This window comes from Methyloversatilis sp. NSM2, from assembly GCF_038066675.1.
Classification (GTDB): Bacteria; Pseudomonadota; Gammaproteobacteria; order Burkholderiales; family Rhodocyclaceae; genus Methyloversatilis; species Methyloversatilis discipulorum_A.
Map to the genome: position 1 here is coordinate 587145 of NZ_JBBUKV010000001.1, position 25971 is coordinate 613115.

General features: G+C 60.0%; 13 protein-coding genes. 10 read left to right on the forward strand and 3 right to left on the reverse strand.

Annotated elements, in window-relative coordinates:
* Nucleotides 1–15: 15 nt before the first annotated feature.
* The 6 genes from WJU27_RS02700 (at nt 16) to WJU27_RS02725 (ending at nt 18611) form a co-directional block, all read left to right on the forward strand.
* Nucleotides 16–993: an HpcH/HpaI aldolase/citrate lyase family protein gene (locus WJU27_RS02700; protein WP_020165103.1), complete on the forward strand. Its 978-nt coding sequence runs from the start codon at nt 16–18 to the stop codon at nt 991–993.
* Between the two features lie 136 nt (nt 994–1129).
* The gene (locus tag WJU27_RS02705; RefSeq protein WP_020165102.1) at nt 1130–2803 is read left to right on the forward strand and encodes a formate--tetrahydrofolate ligase; all 1674 of its coding nucleotides are present in this window, start codon (nt 1130–1132) and stop codon (nt 2801–2803) included.
* Nucleotides 2804–3884: 1081 nt separating this feature from the next.
* Nucleotides 3885–5252 carry a putative Ig domain-containing protein gene (locus WJU27_RS02710; RefSeq protein ID WP_341421055.1) on the forward strand — a complete coding sequence of 456 codons (1368 nt, stop codon included), beginning with the start codon at nt 3885–3887 and terminating at the stop codon, nt 5250–5252.
* Between the two features lie 38 nt (nt 5253–5290).
* A complete protein-coding gene (locus tag WJU27_RS02715; protein ID WP_341421056.1) occupies nt 5291–6157 on the forward strand; it encodes a hypothetical protein in 867 nt (288 codons plus the stop codon).
* A 68-nt stretch (nt 6158–6225) separates the two neighbouring features.
* Nucleotides 6226–13359, forward strand: coding sequence for an RHS repeat-associated core domain-containing protein (locus WJU27_RS02720; RefSeq protein ID WP_341421057.1), 7134 nt, complete (start codon nt 6226–6228; stop codon nt 13357–13359).
* A gap of 947 nt (nt 13360–14306) precedes the next feature.
* Nucleotides 14307–18611 carry a beta strand repeat-containing protein gene (locus WJU27_RS02725; protein WP_341421058.1) on the forward strand — a complete coding sequence of 1435 codons (4305 nt, stop codon included), beginning with the start codon at nt 14307–14309 and terminating at the stop codon, nt 18609–18611.
* Nucleotides 18612–18683: 72 nt separating this feature from the next.
* Here the strand turns inward: WJU27_RS02725 and WJU27_RS02730 are convergent, their stop codons facing one another.
* The 3 genes from WJU27_RS02730 to WJU27_RS02740 all read right to left on the reverse strand — a co-directional run bounded on the left by WJU27_RS02730 (nt 18684) and on the right by WJU27_RS02740 (nt 20968).
* Nucleotides 18684–19022, reverse strand: a complete 339-nt coding sequence (locus WJU27_RS02730) for a hypothetical protein (RefSeq protein WP_341421059.1) — start codon at nt 19020–19022, stop codon at nt 18684–18686.
* Between the two features lie 153 nt (nt 19023–19175).
* On the reverse strand, nt 19176–19802 hold the full coding sequence (locus WJU27_RS02735) for an ANTAR domain-containing response regulator (RefSeq protein ID WP_296812283.1): 627 nt from the start codon (nt 19800–19802) through the stop codon (nt 19176–19178).
* A complete protein-coding gene (locus WJU27_RS02740) occupies nt 19799–20968 on the reverse strand; it encodes a transporter substrate-binding domain-containing protein (protein ID WP_296812281.1) in 1170 nt (389 codons plus the stop codon). The genes WJU27_RS02735 and WJU27_RS02740 overlap by 4 nt, the downstream gene beginning before the upstream one ends.
* A 276-nt stretch (nt 20969–21244) precedes the next feature.
* Between WJU27_RS02740 and WJU27_RS02745 the strand changes: the two genes are divergently transcribed.
* The 4 genes from WJU27_RS02745 (at nt 21245) to WJU27_RS02760 (ending at nt 25969) form a co-directional block, all read left to right on the forward strand.
* On the forward strand, nt 21245–21685 hold the full coding sequence (locus tag WJU27_RS02745) for a hypothetical protein (RefSeq protein WP_019917764.1): 441 nt from the start codon (nt 21245–21247) through the stop codon (nt 21683–21685).
* Nucleotides 21686–21792: 107 nt separating this feature from the next.
* The gene (locus WJU27_RS02750) at nt 21793–24189 is read left to right on the forward strand and encodes a N,N-dimethylformamidase beta subunit family domain-containing protein (RefSeq protein ID WP_341421060.1); all 2397 of its coding nucleotides are present in this window, start codon (nt 21793–21795) and stop codon (nt 24187–24189) included.
* Nucleotides 24190–24264: 75 nt separating this feature from the next.
* The gene (locus WJU27_RS02755; RefSeq protein ID WP_341421061.1) at nt 24265–25248 is read left to right on the forward strand and encodes a hypothetical protein; all 984 of its coding nucleotides are present in this window, start codon (nt 24265–24267) and stop codon (nt 25246–25248) included.
* 31 nt (nt 25249–25279) lie between these two features.
* Nucleotides 25280–25969, forward strand: a complete 690-nt coding sequence (locus tag WJU27_RS02760) for a tetratricopeptide repeat protein (protein WP_341421062.1) — start codon at nt 25280–25282, stop codon at nt 25967–25969.
* Nucleotides 25970–25971: the final 2 nt, after the last annotated feature.

The following is a 25971-nucleotide window of genomic DNA, read 5'->3' on the forward strand; positions in this document are numbered from 1 at the left end:
CCGGAGGAGACATCCATGAGCTTCACGATCATCGAACAAGCGACGCCCCGCCTGCACCGTTCCGAACTGGCCGTTCCGGGTTCCAACCCGGGCATGTTCGAGAAGGCCGCCAAGTCGGCCGCCGACATCATCTTCCTCGACTGCGAGGACGCGGTTGCGCCGGACGACAAGGAGCAGGCGCGCAAGAACATCATCGAAGGCCTGAACGACGTCGACTGGGGCAACAAGACCATGATGGTGCGCATCAATGGTCTGGACACCCACTACATGTACCGCGACGTGGTGGACATCGTCGAAGCCTGCCCGCGCCTGGACATGATCCTGATTCCGAAGGCCGGCACCGCCGCCGACGTGTACGCGGTCGACATGATGGTCACCCAGATCGAGGCCGCCAAGAAGCGCACCAAGCGCATCGGCTTCGAAGTGCTGATCGAGACCGCGCTCGGCATGGCCAACGTCGAGGCGATCGCGCAGTCGTCGAAGCGCCTCGAAGCGATGAGCTTCGGCGTGGCCGACTACGCCGCTTCGACCCGCGCCCGCACCACCGTGATCGGTGGCGTGAACAAGGACAGCGTGGTGCTGACCGACAAGGACGAGCAGGGTAACCGCCAGTCCTTCTGGACCGATCCGTGGCACGCCGCGCAGACCCGCATGATGGTCGCCTGCCGCGCCTACGGCCTGCGTCCGATCGACGGCCCGTTTGGTGACTTCAACGATCCGGACGGCTATATTTCCGCGGCGAACCGCGCTGCCGTGCTCGGTTACGAAGGCAAGTGGGCGATTCACCCGTCGCAGATCGAACTGGCGAACAAGGTCTACACGCCGTCGGAGGCCGAAGTGACGAAGGCTCGCCGCATTCTCGAAGCGATGGCGCAGGCAGCGAAGGAAGGTCGCGGTGCCGTGTCGCTCGACGGTCGCCTGATCGACATCGCCAGCATCCGCATGGCCGAAGCGCTGATCGCCAAGGCCGACACGATCGCCGCGGCACGCTGAGTGTCCGGCGCTGCGGCCGGGGAGGGCCCGGCCGCACGATGCATATATATAAGCAGTGAACAGCAGACGCAGTAACGGCGGGTAGTGAGGCCCGCCGCTTTCCAATCCGATTGACGACTACACGGAAAAAACCAATATGGCATCCGATATCGAAATCGCCCAGCAGGCGAAAATGCAGCGCATCAGCCAGGTGGTGTCCAAGCTGGGCATCCCGGAAGACGCGATCGAGCCCTACGGCCACTACAAGGCCAAGGTGTCGCTCGACTACCTGAACAGCCTGAAGGACCGTCCTGACGGCAAGCTCATCCTGGTCACCGCGATCAGCCCGACGCCGGCCGGCGAGGGCAAGACCACGACCACCGTCGGTCTGGGCGATGCGCTGAACCGTATCGGCAAGAAGACCATGATCTGCCTGCGCGAACCGTCGCTGGGCCCGGTGTTCGGCGTCAAGGGCGGAGCGGCGGGCGGCGGCTACGCGCAGATCGTGCCGATGGAAGACATCAACCTGCACTTCACCGGTGACTTCCACGCGATCGGTGCCGCGCACAATCTGCTGTCGGCGCTGATCGACAACCACATCAATCACGGCAACGAACTGCGCATCGACCCGCGCCTGATCCAGTGGAAGCGTGTGGTCGACATGAACGACCGCGCGCTGCGCAAGATCACCATCGGCCTGGGCGGTACCGCCAACGGCTTCGTGCGGGAGGACGGCTACGACATCGTGGTCGCGTCCGAAGTCATGGCCATCCTGTGCCTGGCCAATTCGCTGATGGACCTGAAGGAACGTCTCGGCCGCATCATCATCGGCTACACACTGGGCGACAAGAAGCCGGTGTACGCGAGCGACCTGAAGGCGCAGGGCGCCATGGCCACGCTGCTGAAGGACGCGATCAAGCCGAACATCGTGCAGACGCTGGAGAACAACCCGGCCATCATCCACGGCGGCCCCTTCGCCAACATCGCGCACGGCTGCAACTCGGTCACCGCGACCAAGGCCGGCCTGAAGATGGCTGACTACGTCGTGACCGAAGCCGGCTTCGGTGCCGACCTCGGCGCCGAGAAGTTCATCGACATCAAGTGCCGCATGGCCGGGCTGAACCCGTCGGCCGTCGTGCTGGTCGCCACCATCCGCGCGCTGAAGTTCCACGGCGGCGTGAAGAAGGAAGACCTGAACCAGGAAAACCTGGCCGCGCTGGAAAAGGGCATCGTCAACATCGAACGCCACCTGAAGAACATCACCGAGCATTACGGCCTGCCCTGCGTCGTGTCGGTGAACCACTTCACCTTCGACACCGACGCCGAAATCGCGCTGCTGAAGAGCCGCATCGAAGCGCTCGGCGGCAAGTTCGTGATCGCCCGCCACTGGGCGAGCGGCGGTGCCGGCGCCGAAGAACTGGCGCGCATGGTTGCCGACATTTGCGATAACGCACCGGGCAAGCATAGCTTCGTCTACGACGAGAACGCGACGCTGCAGGACAAGATCACCACCATCGCCACCAAGATCTACGGCGCCGGTGCGGTCACCTTCTCCGACGCCGCCCGCAAGCAGCTCGAAAGCTGGAACGCCGACTACGGCCGTTTCCCGGTCTGCATGGCGAAGACCCAGATGTCCTTCTCCGCCGACCCGAACGCCAAGGGCGCACCGAGCGGCCACACGCTCAACGTGCGTGAAGTGCGTCTGGCCAACGGCGCCGGTTTCGTGGTCGCCATCTGCGGCGACATGATGACCATGCCGGGCCTGCCCAAGGTGCCGGCGTCGGAAAAGATCGACATCGACGAGCACGGGAAGGTGTCGGGGCTGTTCTGACTAGAGATGTCTTAGTTGAACGACAAGCGCCGCCTTCGGGCGGCGTTTTTTTTGTGGGCTCGACCTCTTGTCCGGGATCGCGGAGACGGTTGCGCGGCCGGCTCGATAGCCGACGACGCCGCCAATCGGGCCGAAAAGCAGTTACTGAACGTTCGGTCGCGTCAATGTATGCAGCTCATTCTCGGCCGCGGTGCTGCGGCCGATGTGTATCTCCGGTCGAATACTGATCCCGTCTGCTTTCTCTTCCCGTTCGTGAATTGGGTCGGAGTCAGTCTGGCGGTTGCTCGTTGATCCAGCAGGGTAGGTCGATGTCCTTGACATCACCTTGTCGCGAAGTGTCATTGGCGCTGGATTCAGGACTGAAGTATGTCCAAGAAATAGATAGGCCCCTGCGCAGTTTCGAAATGAGTTCAGTCAAAGAGACGAGCCAGGGCGTCCCTTCACGCGGCGCTGTTCTTCAGTTGCGCAACGACGGGAGTTGTTCCCAAACCTCCCTTGCGTGACATCTGATGCGACGGATTGTACTGACCAGATCATGCAATCGTATTAGACAGAGCTCAACGCTGAGTGGCAGAACTCGCGTGAGGCGCTTGCAGGCAAAGCGTTTCGATCGTTCGGTTCGTGCCCAATCTATTCGGCACTCTTGATCGCGATCTTATGCCGGCCCGCGCAGCCGTGCAGTCCATCGGCATGTTCCCTGCGGGAATCTGTCAAGAAGGGATCTCTTATCATCCTTTAGGATGACCCAGTCATTTCCATTTGTAATGCTATGTTCATGCGCCACGCGGATCGTGTTGGGCATGGGTGCTCGCCGGTACTTCGTGGTTGCAGAAGAATCTGAGCGTACGCAGTGAGATTTGGCTCTGTGTGCCGCTGATATGACAGACTGGCTTAAGGGGGATGGGTGTTGGCTGCTTGGTCACGAGTGCTTGGATTACTCCCTCTTTGCGTTCTCGGTGCGTACGCCGAAGCAGCGACGCAGGCACAAGTTGATACCGCTGCCTCACGAGCGGCGGCTTGGCTGATCTCGAACCAGAGAGGCGACGGAAACTGGGATGACGCCACTGGCGTAGGCGTCCAGATGACCGCGCAGGCGGCGTCAGGACTCTCTTCGGTTGGCGTCAAGGGCTATCCCATCCGCGCGGCCGGTGCATGGCTGAGCAACGCTACTCCCGCGAGCGTTGACGGACTTGCAAGACAGATCCGATCACGCCTTGTGCCTTTTGCGAACACCAGTGCACAGCAAACCCAGTTGCGAGCATGGCGTACGCGAACTGATCGGGCGCTCTGGGGGAGCTATCCGAACTTCGGTGTTAACCACGTCGACACGGGACTTGGAATACTCGCGACGCTCGAGACCACATACACCGATCGCGACGTTCATATCGCGACGGCTCTGACTTGCGACGTCTTCCCTGACCAGACGGCTGGGGGAGGATGGCCACTTGTTGCTCGCCACAAGAGCACCGTTGCGCCAGCCCCTGCACGGCCGAATTCCGTCGCCGCGACTGCGGTAGTGTTGCGCGTGGTTTCGGAACTGATGACCCGATATGGCTGGACAGGCATTGGCGCGTGTCCAGGTGCGACGTCCTCATACACGCTGAGTGCAGTTGCCGATTCAGCCCGCGATTGGTTGCTCGGTGCCCGACATTCGGATGGAGGACTTGGAGATGACGGAACTTCATCGGTATTGCCTACTGCGAGCGCATATAACGCGGTGCGCACCTATTCACCGACGCATTCAGACCTTCCCGCCCTGCTTGACTACTTGCTGACGAAACAGGACGTCGACGGATCCTGGGGCAAGGATCCCATGCAGACGGGAGCGGTGCTCGAGGCGCTTGGCATGACTGCCTCTCTCGGCCCCGATTCGGACGGCGACGGGTTGCCAGACTCGGTTGAATTGCTCATGGGCAGCAACCCGGCTGTAGCCGACTCTCGCAGCCTCGCGGACTCGGGTAATGGCAATGCAGTGGTGGGGGGAACTACGCCTTTGCCTCTCTCCACCTCTGTGCTGGTCAATCAGCCATTTTCCCTGTCCCTTCAGCCGTTCTCCGGTGTCGCGCCATTCAGTTGGCAAGTTACGGGCGGAATTTTACCCCCTGGCGTTTCACTCACCTCCAGCGGGGTCATTTCGGGTACGCCAACTCAGATCGGATCATACGTCTTCAATTTCAAGACCACGGATAGCGCGGCGATTCCGCGCTCCGAACACCGACTCGGTTTGATCGAGGTGCGTCGCGGAGCGCCTGGTAATGGTGACGTGAATGCTGACGGAGAGGTTGATCTCGCGGACTACATCCTGATGCAACGGATGGTTCTGAAGAAACTCTCTGGAACCCCTGCACAGAATGCCGCCGCAGACATTTCTCCCCAGTTCGAGCCGGACGGAGTAGTCGATGCAGCCGACCTCGCCGCACTGGCACGCAAGCTCTTGCTACTTGATTGAATGGGCGATTGGCCTGTCTGGATTTTCGGAGAACAACAATGAACAAGTTATTCATCTACCTTTGCGTTGGTGCCTGCGTACTCATGTCGGGGTGCGCTGCTCAGAAAACATTTCCTTCAAGCGTGCGAGCGGGCGATACCGTGACCCTTCCGTTGGGGTGGTCGCAGACGCTGAAAAGGCAAGAGGTGACGGTCGTGATCACGGGGAGCGACTCGATTACATATACCTATCCGCCGGGCGATCCTGCAGTGCGTGCGCTCGCGCATGTGTTTCCGGACCCACTTTCAAGGCTGGTTGTGGGTACCGAGACGAATCAGGCTCTTGGCGTGAATGCCAATATTCATGGAGCCGTGATTGAATCCCAGATCACGGGTGGTGACAAGGATATTAGCCAGGCCATGCTGATGCTGAATCTACCTTCTACGTTGGCGGTCGGTACAGCAAGCATCATTGTAAAAGATGCCTCCGATGCCTCTGTCACCGGATCACCGATCTCCTTGAACGTCATCGCAGGAGCTGGAAGTCCTTCAGTTTTTCAACAGAACGGAACCGCAATGTCGCTGAGCTCGGAAATGATATCGACGCTTGAACGGGCGCCTGCAACGAGCGTCTCGTTTTCCGGCCCTACTATTCCGTATGGAATTCAGATCGAACTCAGTCGGGATTCGGGCGTCGGAAAGCCTTGGGTTACCAATCCGCGTGGCGATATCAAGAGTGTGAACTGGTCCGATGATGGGTCGAGGATCCGGGTTCTTGTCACGCCATCGAACGGCGTGCTTCTTTCAAATATCTCCCATTTCAGATTTTACGTCGCAGGTGGTGTGACTGGACTTGCAGTAGTTTCCGTGAAGGCATTCGATCAGAACGGGAACGCGGTAACCGATCTTATCGTGGATCTCAACTGATACGTTTTCTCCGTAGGTTTTTTCGCGTTTCTCCCACAAGATCTCGACAAGATTCAAGGCGTTAAATAATGGTCAAAATTCGTGCCGTCGGCCTGGTTATCCTGTTCGCACTATCTGGCTTTGTGCGTGCCGACAACGAAAGGCATCGTGATCCCGCGCCGATACCTGATGACGTTGTTCGTTCGGTCGTGGACCGCATGCGGGCACGTACGGTTGAAGCTCCTGTCGTTTCGCGTCTGAAGGATACGATGGGCCGAACATCCAGCGTCCTCGCTGGATTTCGTTCAAAGAGCGCAGGGGGGCGAAGGTGGCTGCGAACGGCCGAAGACAGCATGCTGATAGAAGGTCAACTTCGAGAGCTCGCTGCGATCAAGGATGCATTTCGACAGCAAGATCACGGATTTAATGTCTCGCGTGAAACAAGCGCAGCGATAGAGGCGCGCTTTGCCGAACTGGATGGTGCTCTTGAACGGCTGCAGAAAGCCGACTCCGATACGAGCTATCGACGCGCATTGGATGCAGCCACGTCACTTCTCGCCCGCATGTCTCCTCCCGCAAATCTGCCGGGAGAGGCCTCTTCGCGGGACTTTCCCTTCCAGAGGTACATCGAGGCAATTCCGTCGAGCAAGGCTGTGCCGAGCCGAGTGCTGCCCAAGTATGTACAGATGAGAAATGAAGACGATCGAACGCTGGTCGCGGGACCGGCCGTTCCGTTGTCGTTGTCGGAAGGCGCTGCAGCGGGCTGTGGGTTCACTCCGGATGATCTTGCCGCAACTCCAGATGTCCAGCTGGACGACGAGATGAGGGCGCTTGCAAGAAGTCTGGATTACGATCCCAGGAAAATTCTGGCATACGTTAGTCACGAGATTCAGTTCGAGCCAAACTGGGGGGCGACCAAGGGTGCTTTGGGTACGCTATGGAGCAAGGCCGGTACTTCTATAGATCAGTCCTCGCTGTTGATCGCCTTGCTGAGGGCGTCAAATATACCTGCCAGATATGTTCGGGGTACCGTCCATATCAAATCCGAACTTGCGCGGAACTGGATTGGCACGAAGACTAATATTGCCGCGCTGAAGATCTTGGCTAAAGGGCGTTATCCGACCGCGACATACTCGCCAGGCGAAGATGCAATTCAGTTCTCACATGTCTGGGTGAGTGCGTGTGTTCCCTACGGTAATTACCGAGGTAGTCGTCGAGACGAAAGTCAGAATAGATGGGTGCCGCTCGATCCATCTTTCAAGCAATACGATTACAAACCTGGAATCGCCCATAACGTCAATTTCAATTATACGAGTTATCTGACTGCGCGTTCAGACGATCTGCCGGGTGAGGTCTATAGTCGAGCTGTGCTTTCGAATGTTCGAACAAAATCTCCCGGATATGGGAGCAACTCACTGGTGGATGTTCCTTACGCCGGTCCCCAGGTTAAGCGATTGTATGATGTTCTGCCTGCATCGCTGCCGTATGACGTCTATTCATATGACTCTTGGGATAACTTGGGCGGAGTGAGCGAAGTATCTTCATTGCCCGAAAGTCATCGGGTGCAGTTCAGCATCAATACGCTCGGAATCACCAAGCAGTTTTCTCTTTCCGATCTTGTCTTTAAGCGACTCACGCTTGCTTTCAAAGGTTCGACCGCGGCCTATCAGAATCAACTGGATACGTGGAAGGCCACAACTCCGGCGCCTGCATTGCCGTGTACGATCCAGGTGAAACCTGTTCTGCTGCTTGATGGTATTGAGGTGGCTTCCGGAAGCATTGTGGGGCTCTGCACGGTTTCCCACGATCTGCGGCTCAGGGTGTGGGTTCCTGACCCAATTCTTGTGGCCTCCAGTACTGCGCTATCGGACTATACTCGAATCAGTGAGGCGATTCGAAGAACAGATGCGGCCGATTACAGCGCGATTATCGCCTATGCACGACACGGCTCGGACCGGATGCTTGAGTATCGTGTCAATAAACTGCTCGACGCAAATCGCCAGACCACTTCTCCACTGACGAACCAAGATGCCACGGAAGGTGAGTTTCTTTATATCGCAGGGCTGAAGTATGGGCGCTATATAACTGATTCGTTCAGGCAACTTGCTCGCCTTAACGGAGTTGCCGCTGATTCGAGTGTTCATCTAGGGCTGTCTAAGTCGAAGTCCAGGGTGTCTTACGTTTTTGATATCCCCTATGGCGTCTCCCTTGAGGGTACGCTCGTTGATGTCTTCTCGTCGGTCAGCATTACGAAGATTGATAGTTCAACTTTTGATACAGCGACGGATCGGGCCGAAACCGCCAAGACCCTGCGGCTGTTAAGCTATTCTGGGTCGGCGTACGAACATTATATCTGGCAAGAGACGGCGCGGATCGATGCTGTGTCCACAGTACGAGGGATGCAGTACGCGAAGGAAATGGGTATCCCTTTGCTGAAGATTACACCGGCCAATATCGCCAGTTTCCGGACGAATATGCATTCGTCGATGTGGAACTGGGAGTCTGAATTCACGATGCAGCTGAAGGATGCGGCCGGGGATTTCATTCCCGATGCGTTCATCGAGGTGCCGAAATCTACGATTAGTTATCTTGGGGAGGGCAATACAAAAGCATGGGTTGGAGCGGTTTTCGAGATCAACCGTCCGGACGGTATCACCATGGGTATCAGCGGGGCCTTTGCCGCAAACGGTGGGTATGGCATGCTCAAGAAACCACCGCTGACTGCTCTTTACAACGTTCCGGCAAATTATCTCGATACTAATTTTGTAGGTTCGATCAGCTCAAGTCTCAAACCTGGTGGGACGCCGACCTCTTCGAAAGGGCGGAGCAGCTCGATGGCGATGGCGGGTGATCCGGTCAATATGCTCACAGGCAATCTGGTTCACACAGAACGGGATATCCACATCAAAAGTCGTGGCTTGCCCATCATCTTCGAGCGAACCTATAACTCAGAAGAGCCCGCTGACGGCCCCCTGGGCTTTGGCTGGACCCACAGTTACAACCAGTTCATCAGGTTCAAAGGCGTCGAAAGTGGCGAAGCCAAAGTGAGCTGGGTTGATGGTACTGGCGCGGAACGCTTCTTCAAGACGACTTCACACGTAAGCGGCAAGATCAACAACGGCGCAACACTCTCCGCTCAGCCGGGTGTGTATCAGACCCTGACGCGCACATCCACCGGAACGTACGAGGTCAAGGAGCCGAACGGAACTTTATATGTGTTCGAGCCGGTGAACGGTACGTCAACGAACACGAATCAGAAAGCGAGACTGCTGTCGATCAGTGATCGCAGCGGAAACGTGCTCACGGTGGCGTATCCGACGACGACCGATGTCGTGATCAGTGATGCACTGAACCGGAAAATTACCCTCAAGCACAATGCTCAAGGTCGCATCCATGAGATCGAAGACTGGAAAGGCCTGCGTCGTCAATACGGATACGACGAGAATGGAAATCTGAACTCGTTCAAAAGTCCGCTTGCAGTAGCCGGTACGATCAGCCCGGCGAGCTATACGTACTACACCTCGGGCCAACTTGCGCACGCGATGAAGAGCTATGTGCTGCCTCGCGGTAATGGCATGGAGTTCGAGTATTACGCGAACGGCAAGGTCATGCGGCACACGACCAGCCAGGGCGAAAGCATGTCCTTCGTCTACAACGACTTCCGTCGTGAATCGCGAACCATCAATGAAAGAGGCCATACCCGCTACTTTTTCTTTGATCGGGATGGCAATTCCATACGGATCGTGCAGGAGAACGGTGGCGAGTACAACTATCTGTTCACCGACACGAATCACCCCTTCAAGCACACGTCAGAGACCACGCCACTCGGTTTCCAGACTCAGTACGCCTACGACGCGAAGGGAAATGCCACACTGGTGACCTTGCCGTCCGGCAACACGGTGGTCTATTCGCACTACTCTGCATTTGGGCAGGCGGGCAAGACGAAGGATGCGCGCGGAAACCACGTTCTCAACAAGTTCGATGCCAAAGGGAATGTGCTTCAGACGATCCACCTCGGAGCAGGTTTCGGTGCAGCTGCAGACCCTGCCAGCTACGTGCCGGTTGCCTCCGAGATTAGGGCTCAGGTCATCAATACCTACGATTCCTACGGCAACCTGCGTACCGTCAAGGCCGTCAAAGATTTCGCCAACCAGAGCGGCCCGCTCGTTACCTTCAACTACGACGCGAACAGCCTTAATGTTCTTTCGATCAGCCGCACCGGGGATTCGAATGGCGAAGGCGTCGTTACGCAGACGTCTCCGTCGCAGGCCTACGATGACTATGGCCGCCTTACGACGAGCGTGACCTCCAATTGGTACACATCGCAGGCCCAGTACGATGCAAACGGCCGTGTCGAGCGGGCGACCGATGCGATGAACAATTGGCGTGATTTCAACTATGACGCCAACGGGAACGTGCTCTCGCAGCGCCTGGTTGTCGTGGCTGAAGGACTTGGCCGTCTCGCGGACAGCAGCAGCGCCGTCTATGACCAGTCAGACCGCAAGGTGACCAGCATCGATTCGGCGGGTAATGCCACCGCTTTTGAGTACGACGCAGCCGGCAATGTGACCCGCATTACCAATCCGGACGGCTACGCGGTTACGTTCGATTACGACGACATGAACCGCGTCGTGCGTGCCTACGACCAGGAGGGCAACGCTGTCGCTCATGACCTGGATCTCGAAGGCAAGCCTCGTACGATCACCGATGCCAACGGCACGACAACCACCTATGCCTATTACGACAAGACCCGGGATGGTCGGCTGAAGTCGGTGACCGACGCCGGCGGTCGGCGCGTGACTTACGACTATGACGAGAATGGCAACGTCGTTTTGGTTACCGATCATGGAGGGGCAAACTCTCTGACGACTTTTGATGAGCTGAACCGCCCGGTCCGAGTTGCTGGACCCGTCGTCGAAGATCCTGCGCTGGGCCAGATCCGCAGCGTGACGCGCAACAGCTACGACACGCTGGGCAATCTGGAAAGCGTTGCGGCCGGCCGGACGGACGCGGCCGGCGCCACACCCGGAAATGACGTGACCGTCGTTCAGCAGACCTATCAGTATGACGACTTCGGCCGCAAGATTCGTGAAACCGACGCGGCGGGCAAGGCCTGGCGTTTTCACTATGACATTCATGGCAACGTAGACCGCATTACCGACCCGCGCAATATCGTCACGACCCAGACTCATGGCTACGGCGGTGTGCTGCGCACACGCAGCAACAGCTCGGGCGTGGTGAGCTATATACGCAATGCGTTGGGCCAGGTGACGTTTGCCCAGTCGCCGGAGGTCAGTTATGCCTACCTCTACAACGACGCACACCAATTGGTCCGGACCACCGACAGCCGGGCCAGCAAGTCGCTGGATTACGAATGGAGCCCCGGTGGCCGTCTGAACCGCATGACCGGTACCGACATCGGTACCATCGACTACCGTTACGACGCGGTCGGCAGGCTCATGGCCCTGTGGGACAGTCAGGACAGCTACGTCACGTATGTCTATGACCAGGGGGCGCGGCTGCGTCAGAAGTGGCTGGCCAACGGCGTGGTAAGCGACTTTACCTACAACGCGGACAACACGCTCAAGCAGCTCCGGAACACCGCGTACGACTATGGCACCGGAACGACCGCGACGCTGAGCCAGCACGACCTCACCTACGACACGCTCGGCCGCAAGAAAAGCGCGACCGACAAGGTGGGTGCGTTCGCTCAGCCTGCCCAAACCTACGCCTACGGCTACGACATCTTCAGCAATCGCATCAGCAAGACCGAGGGGGGCGTGGTCACTGCGTATCTGCACGACCTCAGCAACCAGCTGAACGAAATACGCAGCCCCGGCGCGGCCGGCATCCTGATCGGCGCTCTGGTCTACGACGCCAACGGCAACCTGACCCGCAAGTGTTCGGGCGGCAGCGTCACGGCGCTGCCGGCTGGCGCCCCGACCGACTGTAGCGGAAACGAGGTGCTGAGCCTGCAGTACGACGCGGACAATCAGCTCGAGCGCGCAAGCAGGGTGGGGCTGGTAGAGACCTATGGCTACGACGACCAGGGCCGGCGCGTGCGCAAGACGCAGAACGGCGTGAATACCTGGTACCTGTACAACGGCCCGGATATCGTTGCTGAATACCAGGACGACTGGTCGCGCCCGCAAGTCATCACTACCCACGGGCCGGGTACCGATGACCCCATCGTGCGCTACACCCGCAACGCTGCGGGCAGCTTCGACAAGCGCTACTACCACCAGGACCCGCTGAACAGCAGCGTGGCCGTGACCAACGACGAAGGCGTGCTCGTCGGCACCCAGCTTTTCGATCCGTGGGGCAACAGGCAGCCGGGTGCCACCCTCGGCAGAATCGACCGCTACGGCTTCACTGGCCGCGAGCCGGATGCAAGCGGGCTCATCTACTACCGGGCGCGCTACTACGACCCGACGCTTGCCCGCTTCACACAACGTGACCCGATCGGGCTCGCGGGCGGGATCAACGAGTACGCGTATGTCACCAATAGCCCGGTTAACTTTACCGATCCGAGCGGGTTGATTCGGGCGAATCCCGTGAATGGGAATTCGAGTTCGTCCAGCCATAGCGGGTGCATGGCTTTTGATGCGGAGGACGAGTACGAAGATCAAGAGGGGCTCATTCTCAGCGATTCAGATCAACAGCGACTTCGAATCGATATAGAGGCTGGAGAAGTGCTTCTGGCAGCGGGAGGTCAGTGCGGCAAATTTGATTCGGTGAGCGAGCTAAAGGAGAGCCCGCACCCGTTCTACGGAAGTTTCCACCACTCGGCAGCTATTGGTGTGCAGGACGCAGCCGCGACCATGACGCCGATTCCTGTGGCGGGCGTGGTCGGACGAGCTAGTAAGCTGTTTGGCAGAGGGGCATCTGGTGCAAAGGGCAGGGTCTTCACATCTGCTGATCCTCTGGTTGGAGATCTCGCAACGAAGATTGATGCTGCATATCCCGGACACGTCGTCGGGGTGAACGTTCCGATCCGAGATGCGGCCGGCCGACTAGTAACTGACGCCGACATTTTGCTGAAAAATGGCGTCGTTCAAGTCAAGTCAGGTGGTGGCAAGGGCTTAACCAGTCAATTGCACAGGACCGAACAGGCCACAGGTCTGCCTACTATTGGATATGGACCTGATCTGAAGCCGTCTATTCTTCGGGGTTGCACTGCAACCAACTGCCTGAGAACTTTGATTGAGGTTGTTAAGCCATGAATAGCCTAGTGTTGCTAGTCGAACGCGGAAGCCGTTGGTCACCCGAGTCTTGGGCCACGGAGCATGATGGTAGGCGCAGCATTGCCGGTTGTATCACGATTGACCGTGAGTCGGAGTGGCTTTCGGTTTGTCGGGACGATCGCGTGCTTGACGAATTCGATGATGATGAACGCGCTCGCCTCGTGAAATTAGTGACTGAGCCTATTGCCTATCTGATTGAATGGAGGGGGGGGGCTCTTGTTGAGAGTCTTCTGCGATCCGTGCCGATCAAAACTCAGGTTGCAGTCGACAACGATCACGGCCTCCTCGTTTCCGTCAATGAAGTTGCAGGAAAATCGCTTGATTCGTGGGTTAGAGCGAGCACGTTGCCATGGAGTGCATGCGGACAATGATGTTCGGAGCGGCGCCAACCTCGGGGCTTGGGAGAGCTTTTTTATTCGAAATCGACCACTGCTCACGTTCGGTTGGGGTGTTGGCCCAACGCAACGCATGATCCGTAGCGTCGCGTATTCAGGTCTGCATCTGCGTAACTCTCTAGTATCGTTAGGTTTACTGTTGTGAAAACGGAGTGGGTGTCGAGAGGGGGTGGTTGAGATTTGGTTTGGCGGAGTTTTTCCGGAGCGTTGCTTTTTTGCACATTGTCTAAATTGGTTGAATGAAAAGACCTAGGGTTTGGTATTCAAGTTCGACGTGTCTTTGGCCTCATGTTGGAGTGGGGCGGTGTGTTTTGTATTTTTATGGCATCGATACATGTAGGGATTGAGTGCTTTCTCGATTGTATTTTTCGTTAATTTCTCTGATGTCAGTGATTTCATTGGTCTGTACAGTCTCGTGGTCTCGAATGTCAAATATTTAGCGTGCTCTCCGCCGCCGTCGAAAGGATTGGGCTAGTGTTTCCCATGCCTCAGATTTTTCTTGGGGTTTTCCGTGTCTCTTGAAAGTGTGAGATGAATTTTGCAAAGTGGTTGTTCCTGCTGCTCCCGTGCCTGCTGCTGTTCACGCTTCCCACACCTTCGCTTTCCCAGACGAATACTGCCCCGAATGCCGTCATCGGATATCCATTCAGTGGCGCGACCTATACGGCGCCCGCCAGCATTCCTATCTCAATGCTGGCTAGTGATGCCGAAGGTCCGGTATCTAAGGTGGAGCTGTATATCGGCGGCTCGCTTGCGGGTACGTTCGCCAGCGGGGGCACGCTCACATGGAACAATGTTGCGGCAGGTACGTATGTGCTCACCATCAAGGTCTACGACAGCGGCAACCTGGTGACGACATCGAACGCGGTGACCGTCTCAGTGCTGGCGCCCGATTCGGGCAACGCCGCGCCCTCCGCGTCAGTGGTCTATCCGGTCAATGCGGCGCTGTATATGGCGCCGGCCAGCTTCACGGTTATCCCGGTCGTGGCGGATTCGAACGGAAGCATCAACCGCGTCGAGTACTTTTTCGGAACGACCATGGTCGCGGCGCAGTCTGTGGCGCCTTTCGGCGTGAACGTCAGCAATCTGGCCGCGGGTACGTATCCGGTCACCGTTAAGGTGTGGGACAACCAGGGTGCATCAACCCAGAGCGCGGCGGTTTCGGTCACGGTCACACCGACGGATGCTGCGAATGCGAAGCCGACCGTTTCGTTGAGCGCCCCAGCTGCCAATTCGGTGTATGCGCTTGGGGCCGCTATTCCGATCGCCGCAACCGCTGCTGACGCAGATGGTTCGATCAGCCGAATCGAGTTTGTTGATAGCGGCATCTACCTCGGCACGATGACCGCGGCCCCGTATACCGGAACACTGACGATCAACGTGGGCGGTACGCACGCACTCACCGCGCGCGCCTTCGATAACAAGGGCGCGATGACTGTCTCGACGACCGTCCCGGTGATCGTCTCTGCGCGACCAACGGCGAGCATCAGCGCGCCGGCGGCGAATGCCGTATTCGTTGCGCCTGCCAATGTGGCCATCAACGTCACGGCGGCTGACGGCGACGGATCGGTTTCCAGAGTCGAGTTCTACAGCGGTACCACTCTGCTTGGAACGTCTACGACGGCACCCTACAGTCACTCCTGGAACGGGGTTGCGACCGGCGCCTACAGTCTGACTGTAAAGGCCTTCGACAACGCGGGCCTGTCTGTGACCAGTGCAGCCGTGCCGATTACGGTGACCGTTCCAGCGAATCAGTTGCCGACAGTCTCTCTTACGGCACCGGCAGAGGGCGCAGTCGTCAGCGCTCCCGGTTCTGTCACGCTCTCGGCTGCGGCCGCGGATGCCGATGGCACGGTGACCAAGGTCGAGTTCTATAACGGCAGCACCTTGCTCGGAACGGCGACTGCTTCGCCCTATACGTATCAGTGGAGCGCGATTGCAGCGGGCAGCTACTCGCTGACCGCAAAGGTTTTCGACAACAGCGGGGCAAGTGTGACCAGTGTACCGGTCACCTTGATCTCGAATGCCGCGCCGACCATTGCCTGGATGGGGCCTCCAAACAACACGGTCCAGCCTGCGCCGGCAACCTTCACGCTGACTGCGAGCGCGTCGGACAGTGACGGCACGATCACGAAAGTGGAGTTCTATAGAGGCGGAACGACGCTGATCGGTACCGCGACAACATCGCCTTACAGCTACAGCTGGACGAATGTTGCAGCCGGTAGCTACTCCGTTACCGCGAGGTCCTATGACAATCGCGGGCGCACTGCAACGAGTACTCCGGTCACTCTGGTTTCGAACGGATTGCCGTCGGTCAGTCTTACGGCGCCAGCAAACAACACGGTCACATCGGCGCCGGCCACCTTTGTACTCACCGCTTCTGCGACGGATGCAGACGGTAGCATCTCGAAGGTCGAGTTCTATAACGGCTCAACCCTGATCGGGACGGCGACGACCGCGCCATATAGCTATAGCTGGAGCGGCGTTGCATCGGGTTCTTACTCCGTGACCGCAAGGGCCTACGACAACCGGGGTGCGACAGCAAACAGCAGCGTGCTGACGCTGGTGTCGAATACCGCACCGACCGTCAGCATCACCGCACCGGCAAACAACAGCGTCGTGACCGCCCCTGCGACCTATCTGCTGACGGCTACGGCCACCGATTCCGACGGCAGTATTTCTAAGGTCGAGTTCTATAACGGCTCGACACTGATCGGTACCGTAACGACTGCGCCCTACAACTACAGTTGGAGCGGGGTTGCGGCCGGCTCCTACACGATTACGGCGAGGGCTTACGACAATCGAGGTACCACGACCACCAGTGCAGCCCTGACACTGGTATCCAATACCCTGCCCACAGTGAGTATTTCGGCGCCCACCAACAACAGCGTTGTTGCACCCGGGTCGAATGTCACCTTGACCGCAAGCGCGTCCGACTCCGACGGCATGGTAAGCAAGGTGGAGTTCTACAACGGTACGACCCTGCTGGGCTCCGCAACTGCAACGCCCTATTCGTACACGTGGTCCGCGCCAGCGTCGGGTACTTATTCGCTTACGGCGAGGGCCTATGACAACCGGAACGGTACGAGCACCTCGGCGCCGATTTCACTGCGCGTGAATACGCTGCCTGCCGTGAGTCTGACCGCTCCGGCAAACAATACGGTACAGGTGGCGCCGGCAAGCTTCGGACTGAGTGCGACAGCGTCCGACAGCGACGGATCCATCACCAAAGTCGAGTTCTACAACGGCGCCACCTTGTTGGGTACCGCGACAACGGCACCGTACAGCTTCTCGTGGGCAAATGTCGCGGCGGGTAGCTATCCAGTAAGTGCGAAGGCGTATGACAACAACGGTGGCGTGCTCACCAGTCCGGTGGTGACCCTGATCTCGAACGCCTCTCCGTCGGTCAGCATCACCGCTCCCGCAAACAACACGGTTGTGCCGGCACCCGCTTCATTCACGCTCACCGCCGCGGCATCAGATAGCGACGGCAGCGTTGCGAAGGTGGAGTTCTACAACGCGACAACATTGCTCGGCACAGTGACGGCGCCTCCTTACACCTACAACTGGACAAATGTTGCCTCGGGGAGTCACGTTGTTACCGCGAAGGCCTACGACAACCGCGGTACTGTTTCGACGAGCGCGGCGATCACCCTGGTGTCCAACCTTGCGCCTACAGTGAGCATCACGGCACCGGCGAACAATTCGGTGGCGACAGCCCCCGCGACCTTTGTGCTGAACGCAAGCGCAGCCGACTCCGACGGCAGCGTGACCAAAGTGGAGTTCTACAGCGGTGCGACATTGCTTGCGACCGACACGGCGCCGCCGTACACGCATACTTGGTCCAACGTCCCGGCCGGCACCCACGCGGTTACGGTCAGGGCTTACGACAATCGTGGAGTGGTGACGACAAGTGCCCCCATCAACCTCATATCGAACACACTACCGACCGTCAGCCTAACCTCTCCGGCTGCGGGTGCTAACTTTGCACCCCCCGCGACGATATCGCTGGCCGCAAGTGCTGCGGATGGCGACGGAAGCATCTCGAAGGTCGAGTTCTACAACGGAAGCACGTTGATCGGCACTGCGACGACAGCACCGTATGCGTTCTCCTGGAGCGGTGTTGCAGGTGGGAACTACTCACTTACAGCAAAGGCTTACGACAATCGGGGTGCCGTTGTATCGTCGTCAGCCGTTCCGGTCAGCGTTTCAAACAATACGTCACCAGTGGTGAGCATTACGTCGCCGGCCGGCAATGAGGTCTTCGCGGAACCAGGCAGTTTTACCGTTATCGCATCAGCGACAGACGGCGACGGCTCAATCAAGAAGGTGGAGTTCTACCGCGGTGGAACGTTGATCGCGACATCGACAGCGGCACCGTTCAGTGTGGAGGTCGAGGCGCTGGAGGCAGGCGCCTATAGTTTCACGGCGAAGGCCTATGACAACGCTGGGTCGAGTAGCACCTCAGTGGCTGTGAGCGTCATTGTGAATCGAGCACCCAGCGTTTCGATTACGTCCCCCGCTGATTTCTCATCGCTGCCTGCGGGGTCGGCTGTCACCGTGAATGCGTCTGCGCTCGATACCGATGGCACGGTCAGCCAAGTCGAGTTCTACAGGGACGGCGTGCTGGTCTCGACGGACACGAACTCACCCTTCAGCGCACGTCTTACTGGCTTGGCCAAAGGTGCATACACGTTTTCTGCCAGGGCGATCGATAATCGAGGCGCCATGACGGAGTCTGCGTCTGTCACCGTAACCATTGGATCATCGGCTGCCGGCGCGGTGACGTATACATACGACGGAATGGGCCGTCTTATTGAAGCGAAGAAGCCCTGATTTCGAAAGCGATCCGATTTTGACTCCGTTCCGGCGCCGAGCAGGCGCCGGGAAGTCATCGACCAACTTTGGTCAGTTCGCGTTGTCCTGATTCGAGGCACGCTTCAGCGTCGCACGTTTCGATAAAGCGGCGGCATCCTCTTCACTGATCGGACTGATCCGAAGCGCGGCACCATTCAAGTGCACATCAGGGGTGAGCGTTGCGGCAGTAGCGGGGGCGATGCGACGACTGTTGCGTTGTCGATCGGTGGTCGATGTCCCGTTCGCCCTTGCCATGGCTTCAGCATCGCATTCCATGGTTTTCTGCCCGCCCTGTTCACTGACTTGGCAAGCCGCTACAGCCGGCATAGAGGTACCAAGCAGAACGCTCAGGCAAGCAAATGAAATCAACTTCCACGCGCGAGTAGTCATGACCTTCTTTCATATGCACCGGGAATTGTAGGGTTTCAAAGTTCGTGGGCAAATGCAAGGACTTGTAGCTGTCGATTCATGGGCGGCTTCTCATAGGGTGATCAAGATCGCGATTGCCCGGAGGCGGAGAAGAAAGAACCAGGGAGTAGCCAGTCAGCCCGACAAGATCTCGTCCGCATGAATGATCGCCCGCGCGATCTCCTCGGTCGCCACGCGCTTGCTCATGGCCTGTTCGCGGATGATCTTGTAGGCCTCGGCGTCGCTGACGCCGCGGGTGCGCATCAGGATGGCCTTGGCGTCGTTGATCTGGTTCACGCTGAGTAGCTTCTGCTCCAGCCGCTGCACCCTCTTCCTGTAGCCGCGCATTTCCTGCGTCAGGCCGACGGTGAGTACCAGAGAGGCGAGCACGCCGGTCGAGCGCAGCGGGGCGCTGAGCACGCCGGTCGCACCCAGGCGCAGCATGACCTCGAAAATGGTCGGGTTCTCGTAGCCGACCACGGCGATCACCGCGGGCGGCTGTTCGAAATTGCTGAAGTTCAGCGGCGCGTGCATCTCGTTGGACTGGATCGCGTAGTACACGACATCGACGTTGTCCGGCAGATCCTGCACCGGCGGCCAGAAGGTCTGCACCTGGCAGCCTATGCGCTTGAGTTGCTGGATCAGCACCTCGCCGTCGGCGTCGCGCGGATGCAGCACGACGATGCGCAGATTGCGCAGCTGGGTCAGGAACTCCGGCGTGATCCGCTTGCTGCGTACGCCTGTGCGCGGCGGACTGCTCACGTCGATTCCTCTTCGCTCGCATTGACGCGCAACCGCGTGCTCCAGTCGTCGAAGGAATGGCTGACCAGATAGGGGTCGGCATCGACGCCGCCCGGCGTCTCGGCAAGTATCGTGAATTGGCCTTCGCTGTTCACCCGGCCAATGCGCGGATAGAGGCGGGCATGGTGGTTGTGCGGCAGGATGCGGATGCGTCCCTGCGGCGCGTCGAACTCGCGCCCGAGGATGTGCGGCAGCAGGATGTCATGTTCGTCGCTGCCCGCTTCGCGGAAGGCGTCGGCGAACACATGCACCTGGTAGTAGGACGACTCCCAGCTCATGTTGGGCTGCACCTCGTTGCCGAACAGCTTGCGGAACAGCGCCACGCAGTCGCGGTTGCGCTGGGTGTCGATGGACTGGAAATAGGTGCCCGCCGTGTAGTGACCTTCGGCCAGCCGGATACCCATTTCGGAAACCTCTTCCTCGCTGGTGCACAGGCTGGCGATCGGCATCTTCTTCGGATCGAAGCCGGCGTCGGCGTAGGCCTGGTAGAGCATGCGTGTGGTCTTGCCGACCATGGTCGAGAAGATGAAGTCCGGCTGCTTGGCCTTGATGTCCTTCATGATCGGCGTGAAGGCGCTTTCCTTCGCGTCGAGATGCACATAGCGCTCGCCCACCTTGGCGCCACCCTGACGGTGGTGCACGAAGTCGCTCATGATGCGGTTCGATTCGTAGGGGAAGATGTAGTCGCTGCCGATCAGGTACACCCGTGCGCCGAAGCGGGTCGACATGTAGTCGGCGAGCAGGGCGCTGTTCTGGTTCGGCGCACCGCCGGTGTAGATGATGTTGTTCGAGAATTCGAAGCCCTCGTACATGGTCGGGCAGAACAGCAGGCGGTTCCACCTTTCGACCACCGGCAGCACCGCCTTGCGCGTGCTCGACATGTAGCAGCCGAAGATGACATTGACCTTGTCGTCCTGCACCAGGCGGGTCGCGAGGGAGCGGAACTGCTGCGGGTTCGACTGCGGATCGTAGTAGACCGGAACCAGCTCCCGGCCGTGGATGCCGCCGGCATCATTGATCTCGCGGATCGCGAAAAGCGTGCCGGCGAGCATCGTGTTTTCGATGCGCGATGTCACGCCCTCACGCGAGAACAGAACACCGACCTTGATGGGATCGTTTGTGGACACGGGTTTGCGGCCGGGTGACAAAAAACGTGATCGATACTAACAGAGCTTGACCGCGCGAAAGAGGCTCACTAAGATTCACTCAACGCTTCGCCCCGCCAACACTGCCGGGCGCGAAGACGGGCAAAAAGGCCTGCACGGATCTCCGGATCCGGCAGGCCTTTTTGTTTTGGTTTTTCGCTTTCGAGTTTTCGCAATTTTTCGAGATTTTCCGCATTGGTCAGTGCCGGCCGGTCGCGACAGGAGCTTCCAGATGTTCAACCCTTGAAGGAGAGTGCAGTGATTCCGATACCCAGGAAAGGCACGCCGGAACGCGACCGGCTGATCCAGGAACACCTCGAGTGCGTGAAGTCCATGGCCGGCGTGGCCGGCTTCTCGGTACTCAAGTGCGCGACGCCGGGCGACACCACCCACATCAGCGGCGGCGTGCACGAAGACCCCTTGCTCAAGCGCGTGCTGCTGCGCATGCGCGGTGCTTCGCCCAAGGGCAAGCTCATCGTCATCTGCACCAAGATCGACGCGGAATGGCGCATCGGGCGTCTGTCCGGCATACGCGGCGTACCGCCGGTATTCGTCGACGACACGGTCTACACCAGCGAGCAGGACATCCAGCACGCCATCTTCCTGATGCGTCTCGACGAGATGGAAGAGACCGACGGCATGCCCGAGCACTACCACGAAGGCTACAAGCGGCGCGACGACAACTGGCCGGTGACCTGATCACCGCCTTGCGCTGACGCGCGGCTGCGGCCGCACCCGTCTTCACCCTACCTACTGCAAAAGCATCCGAGCCCCCGGAGGGCGGCGCTCGGCCTGGAGAAATGACCATGTGTGCAATGCGACTGACCGGATACGCCGACAAGTTCAGTGTCCATCCGGGCGACAAGATCAAGTTCTACGTCAATTGCGACGGACCGAAGAAGTACAGCGCGTCCATCGTCCAGATGATCAACGGCGATACCAATCCGCGCGGTCCCGGCTTCATCGAGAAGGCGGTGAAGGCCGATTGCGAGGGCGTCTACGACGGCATCAAACAGGTCGTCTATGGTGGCTCCTACGGTTTCGTGGCCGACGCGCCGCAGCTGAATCCCGACAGTTTCACGCTGCAATGCTGGGTCTGGCCGACCACGCCGAAGACCGACAAGCGCTACTGGAAGCACGGCGCCCAGGGCCTGGTGACCAAGTGGTCGGGCGGCAAGGGTTACGGCCTGTTCATCAATACCGACGGCTGTGTCGAACTGCGCATCAACGGCGAGACCTACACGACCGGTGCGCCGCTGCGCGACCACGCCTGGCACTTCATCGCGGCCAGCTTTGACGCGAAGACCGGCGAAGTGGTGCTGTATCACGAGCCGCAGGTGGTCTACGCGCTCGACCCCGAAATCCCGCCGGTCAAGGCGGCCTTCAAGGGCAAGATCGAGCACACCGATCAGCCGCTGGTGATCGCCGGCTACGTTGATCATGTCGAGCCGGGGCCGCTGGGTCTGTCGTCGCTGCCGCAGGGCGTCATCGTCGGCGGCCACTATAACGGCAAGATCGACAGCCCGCGCCTGTGCAGCCGCGCGCTGTCGCGCTTCGAGATCGAAATGATGAAGGGCGGCGCGCAGCCGGGGCTGACCGAGCGCCGCAATGCCGGCCCGACCGGCGTGTTGTCGGAAGCCATCGTCGCCGCCTGGGACTTTTCCGAGGGCATCGATACGCTGGTGGCGAAGGACGCCGGCCCCTACCGCTTCGACGCCACGCTGGTGAACTGCCCGACGCGCGCGCTGACCGGCTACAACTGGGCCGGCCAGACCTTCGACTGGAAGGTCGCGCCGAAGGAATACGGCGCCATCCACTTCCACGACGACGACCTCGACAATGCGCGCTGGGAAGTGAGCTTCGAGTGGACCGTGCCGGCCGACATCAAGAGTCGCTTCTACGCCGCCAAGCTGACTACGCCGGAAGGTGACGAGGACTACATCCCGTTCTGGATCGTGCCGAAGATCGGCCAGGAACAGTCGAAGATCGCGGTCATGGTGCCCACCATCAGCTACATGGCGTATGCGAACGAGCACGTCGCGTGCAACGCGGGCGGCGCCGAACTGTTCGTCTACCGCGTGCCCATCATGCAGCAGCAGAACATGTTCCTCGCCGAACACCGCGAGTACGGCGGCTCGATCTACGACACCCACACCGACGGCAGCGGCATCTGCCTGTCGTCGCGGCTGCGCCCCATCCTGAGCATCCGTCCGAAGTACGACCACTTCCTGGCCCAGGCGCCCTGGCAGTACCCGGCCGACCTGCACCTTATCTGCTGGCTGGAACAGATGGGCTACGAGTACGACGTGTTCACCGACGAGGACGTGACCTATGACGGTCTGGCCCGGCTGGAGAACTACAACGTCATCATCACCGGCTCGCACCCCGAGCACAATTCGGGCACCCAGCTCGACGCACTGCACAACTACACGCAGCGCGGCGGCCGCCTGATGTATATGGGTGCCGATGCCTGGTACTGGGTGCATTCCTTCCATCCGGCCTACGACGGACTGGGCCGCGGCATCGTCACTGAAATGCGTCGCTGCGAATCCGGCATCCGCACCTGGCGCGCCGATCCGGGTGAGTACTACCACCAGGGCACCGGCGAACTGGGCGGCATGTGGCGCTATCGCGGCCGCTACCTGCACTCGGTGGCCGGTACCGGCATGTCGTCCGAGGGCTTCGACATCTCGTCCTACTTCTCGCGCACGCCGGAAAGTCTCGATCCGCGCGTCAGCTGGGCTTTCGACGGCATCAGCTACGAGGAGAACCTGGGCAACTTCGGTCTGGTCGGCGGCGGCGCGGCCGGCCTGGAACTGGACATCGTCGACACCATGCTGGGTTCGCCGCCGCACATCCTCACCGTCGCCACGTCGGCCGGCCGTCACACCGAGGCCTATCTGCTGGTGATGGAGGATTTCGGCTTCAACCAGCAGGGACTGGACGGCACCGTGCATCCGCGTGTGCGCGCCGACATCACCTTCCACGAAACGCCCAATGGCGGCGGCTGCTTCGCCTTCAGCTCGATCGCCTACTGCGGTTCGCTGCCGTGGAACAACTGCGACAACAACATTTCGCGTCTGACCAAGAACGTGCTTGACCGCTTCATGCAGGACGGCCCGCTGCCGGCCGCTCCGAAGGACGCGTACAAGCACCGCGGTCGCGCGGACTATGAGTCGCCGGCGCTGGCGTCGAAGAACTGATGTGAGGTGGACGCAGGGTTCGTCCGCCTTGCGGGCGAACCCTGCACAGAAGGCATCACCTTGAGGATCCGTCAGATGGAATGCATGACCGAACATCCGGTGCATCTGCACCGCCGGCCGGCGAAGGTCGGGGGCACATTCGATGTCGCCGCCTTCCGCGGACTCGATTTCTCCCGTGCTGAAGACGATGCGATCTGGACGCGCGAGTGGGTGTGCGTGGGCAGCCTGCTCGACATCCCGGCTGCCGGCGATCTGCTGCCCTTCACTGTGGGCGATCACGCCATCCACGTGCAGCGCCTGCCTGACGGCGGCCTGGCCGGCCGCTTCAACAAGGCGCAGCACGGTGGCTGTCGCGTGGTGCCGCTGCAGTGCCAGCAGGGCGCGAAGACGCCATGCTCGTTCACCTCCTGCGGTCACAGCCTCGATCGTCCGGCGATTGCCGCCGGCGAGCTGGGTGAAGGCACGCCCGAGATGTACCAGTATCTCGGCCTGCGGCCTGAGCGTCTGCTGCCGGTGCGCACCGCGACCTGGGGGCCGCTGTTGTTCGTCAGCCTCGATCCGCACGGGTCGTCGTTCGGGCCGACCGCCCGCGCGCTGACGTCGACGCTACCGGCGTGGGATGGTGTGCCGGCGGACAGCCATCGCAGCCGCTGGATCGCTTGCGACGCCAACTGGAAACTGGTCGCCCAGCACCTGCTGGCGGCTTCCGCTTCGGTCGTATCCAGCGAGGGAGCGCTGTGCCGCGCCGATACCGACGGTCGGGCCGCGCTGCTGTTTCCCAATGTCGTGCTGCTGTCGTCGTCCGCGGCCTGTTGCGCCGTTGTGCTGCAGCCGGTCTCGCTGACCCGCACGCTTTGCCGGTTGGCCACCTTCGGAGGCGACGACGCAGCGCTCTCGTGGCAGACCCTGCTGCATACCCGTCTCGCCGCCGCCGCCGAGGCGCAGTCGGCGATAGAAGGCGGCGGCATCGGCGGCCGCGGCTGTGAGCCGGCCAGCCGGCTGGATGCCGGCGGACGATGGATCGAGACACAAGTGACGGCGCGCATCGCTGCGCGCTGAACGCAGAACAGGCACACCGGGAGATATCCATATGCACGCACTGATGGAAACGACGCTGCAGCTCGACGATGCGGTGGCCGCCTACCACGACGGCGATCTGGTGACAGCGGCGCGGCTGTTCGAGGCGCTGGCCGAAGAAGGCGAAGCGGAGGCGCAGGCCTGGACCGGCGCGCTGTACGCGAATGGCGAAGGCGTGCCGGCTGATCTGGCGCAGGCTTTCCGCTGGTATCTGCGTGCCGCCGAGAGCGGCCACGTGCCGGCGCAGACCAATGTCGGCGCCATGCTGATGATGGGCAACGGCACGCCGGCCGATCCCGAACGCGGCCTGCACTGGCTGCGCACCGCGGCCGAAGCGGGCGACGCGATGGCGCAGAGCAATCTGGCCACGCTTTACTTCAAGGGCCAGGGCACGACGCAGGACGAAGCGCAGGCGGCGCACTGGTACCGGCAGGCGGCCGGGCAGGGGCACTTTCCCTCGCAGGCGCGGCTGGGCTTCATGTACGCCAACGGCCTGGGCGTGGGCAAGGACAGGGCGCAGGCCTTCGCCTGGCTGTCGCTGGCTGCACAGCACGGCGTGGGCAGCGCGCTCAACGCGCTCGAAGGCATGATCGGCCAGATGTCGGCCGAAGAAAAACAGAAGGGGGCCGCGCTGTTCGACCAGTGGCGCAGCCGCACCGCAGCGGTGTCGTCGCCGGCACGGCTGATTCCGGTTCCGGGGTGATG

Bases quoted from the DNA above. Each gene is read 5' to 3' on its own strand.
- WJU27_RS02700 (WP_020165103.1), top strand. From the start codon at position 16: ATGAGCTTCACGATCATCGAACAAGCGACGCCCCGCCTGCACCGTTCC.
- WJU27_RS02705 (WP_020165102.1), top strand. From the start codon at position 1,130: ATGGCATCCGATATCGAAATCGCCCAGCAGGCGAAAATGCAGCGCATC.
- WJU27_RS02710 (WP_341421055.1), top strand. From the start codon at position 3,885: ATGACCGCGCAGGCGGCGTCAGGACTCTCTTCGGTTGGCGTCAAGGGC.
- WJU27_RS02715 (WP_341421056.1), top strand. From the start codon at position 5,291: ATGAACAAGTTATTCATCTACCTTTGCGTTGGTGCCTGCGTACTCATG.
- WJU27_RS02720 (WP_341421057.1), top strand. From the start codon at position 6,226: ATGGTCAAAATTCGTGCCGTCGGCCTGGTTATCCTGTTCGCACTATCT.
- WJU27_RS02725 (WP_341421058.1), top strand. From the start codon at position 14,307: ATGAATTTTGCAAAGTGGTTGTTCCTGCTGCTCCCGTGCCTGCTGCTG.
- WJU27_RS02730 (WP_341421059.1), bottom strand. From the start codon at position 19,022: ATGACTACTCGCGCGTGGAAGTTGATTTCATTTGCTTGCCTGAGCGTT.
- WJU27_RS02750 (WP_341421060.1), top strand. From the start codon at position 21,793: ATGTGTGCAATGCGACTGACCGGATACGCCGACAAGTTCAGTGTCCAT.
- WJU27_RS02755 (WP_341421061.1), top strand. From the start codon at position 24,265: ATGGAATGCATGACCGAACATCCGGTGCATCTGCACCGCCGGCCGGCG.
- WJU27_RS02760 (WP_341421062.1), top strand. From the start codon at position 25,280: ATGCACGCACTGATGGAAACGACGCTGCAGCTCGACGATGCGGTGGCC.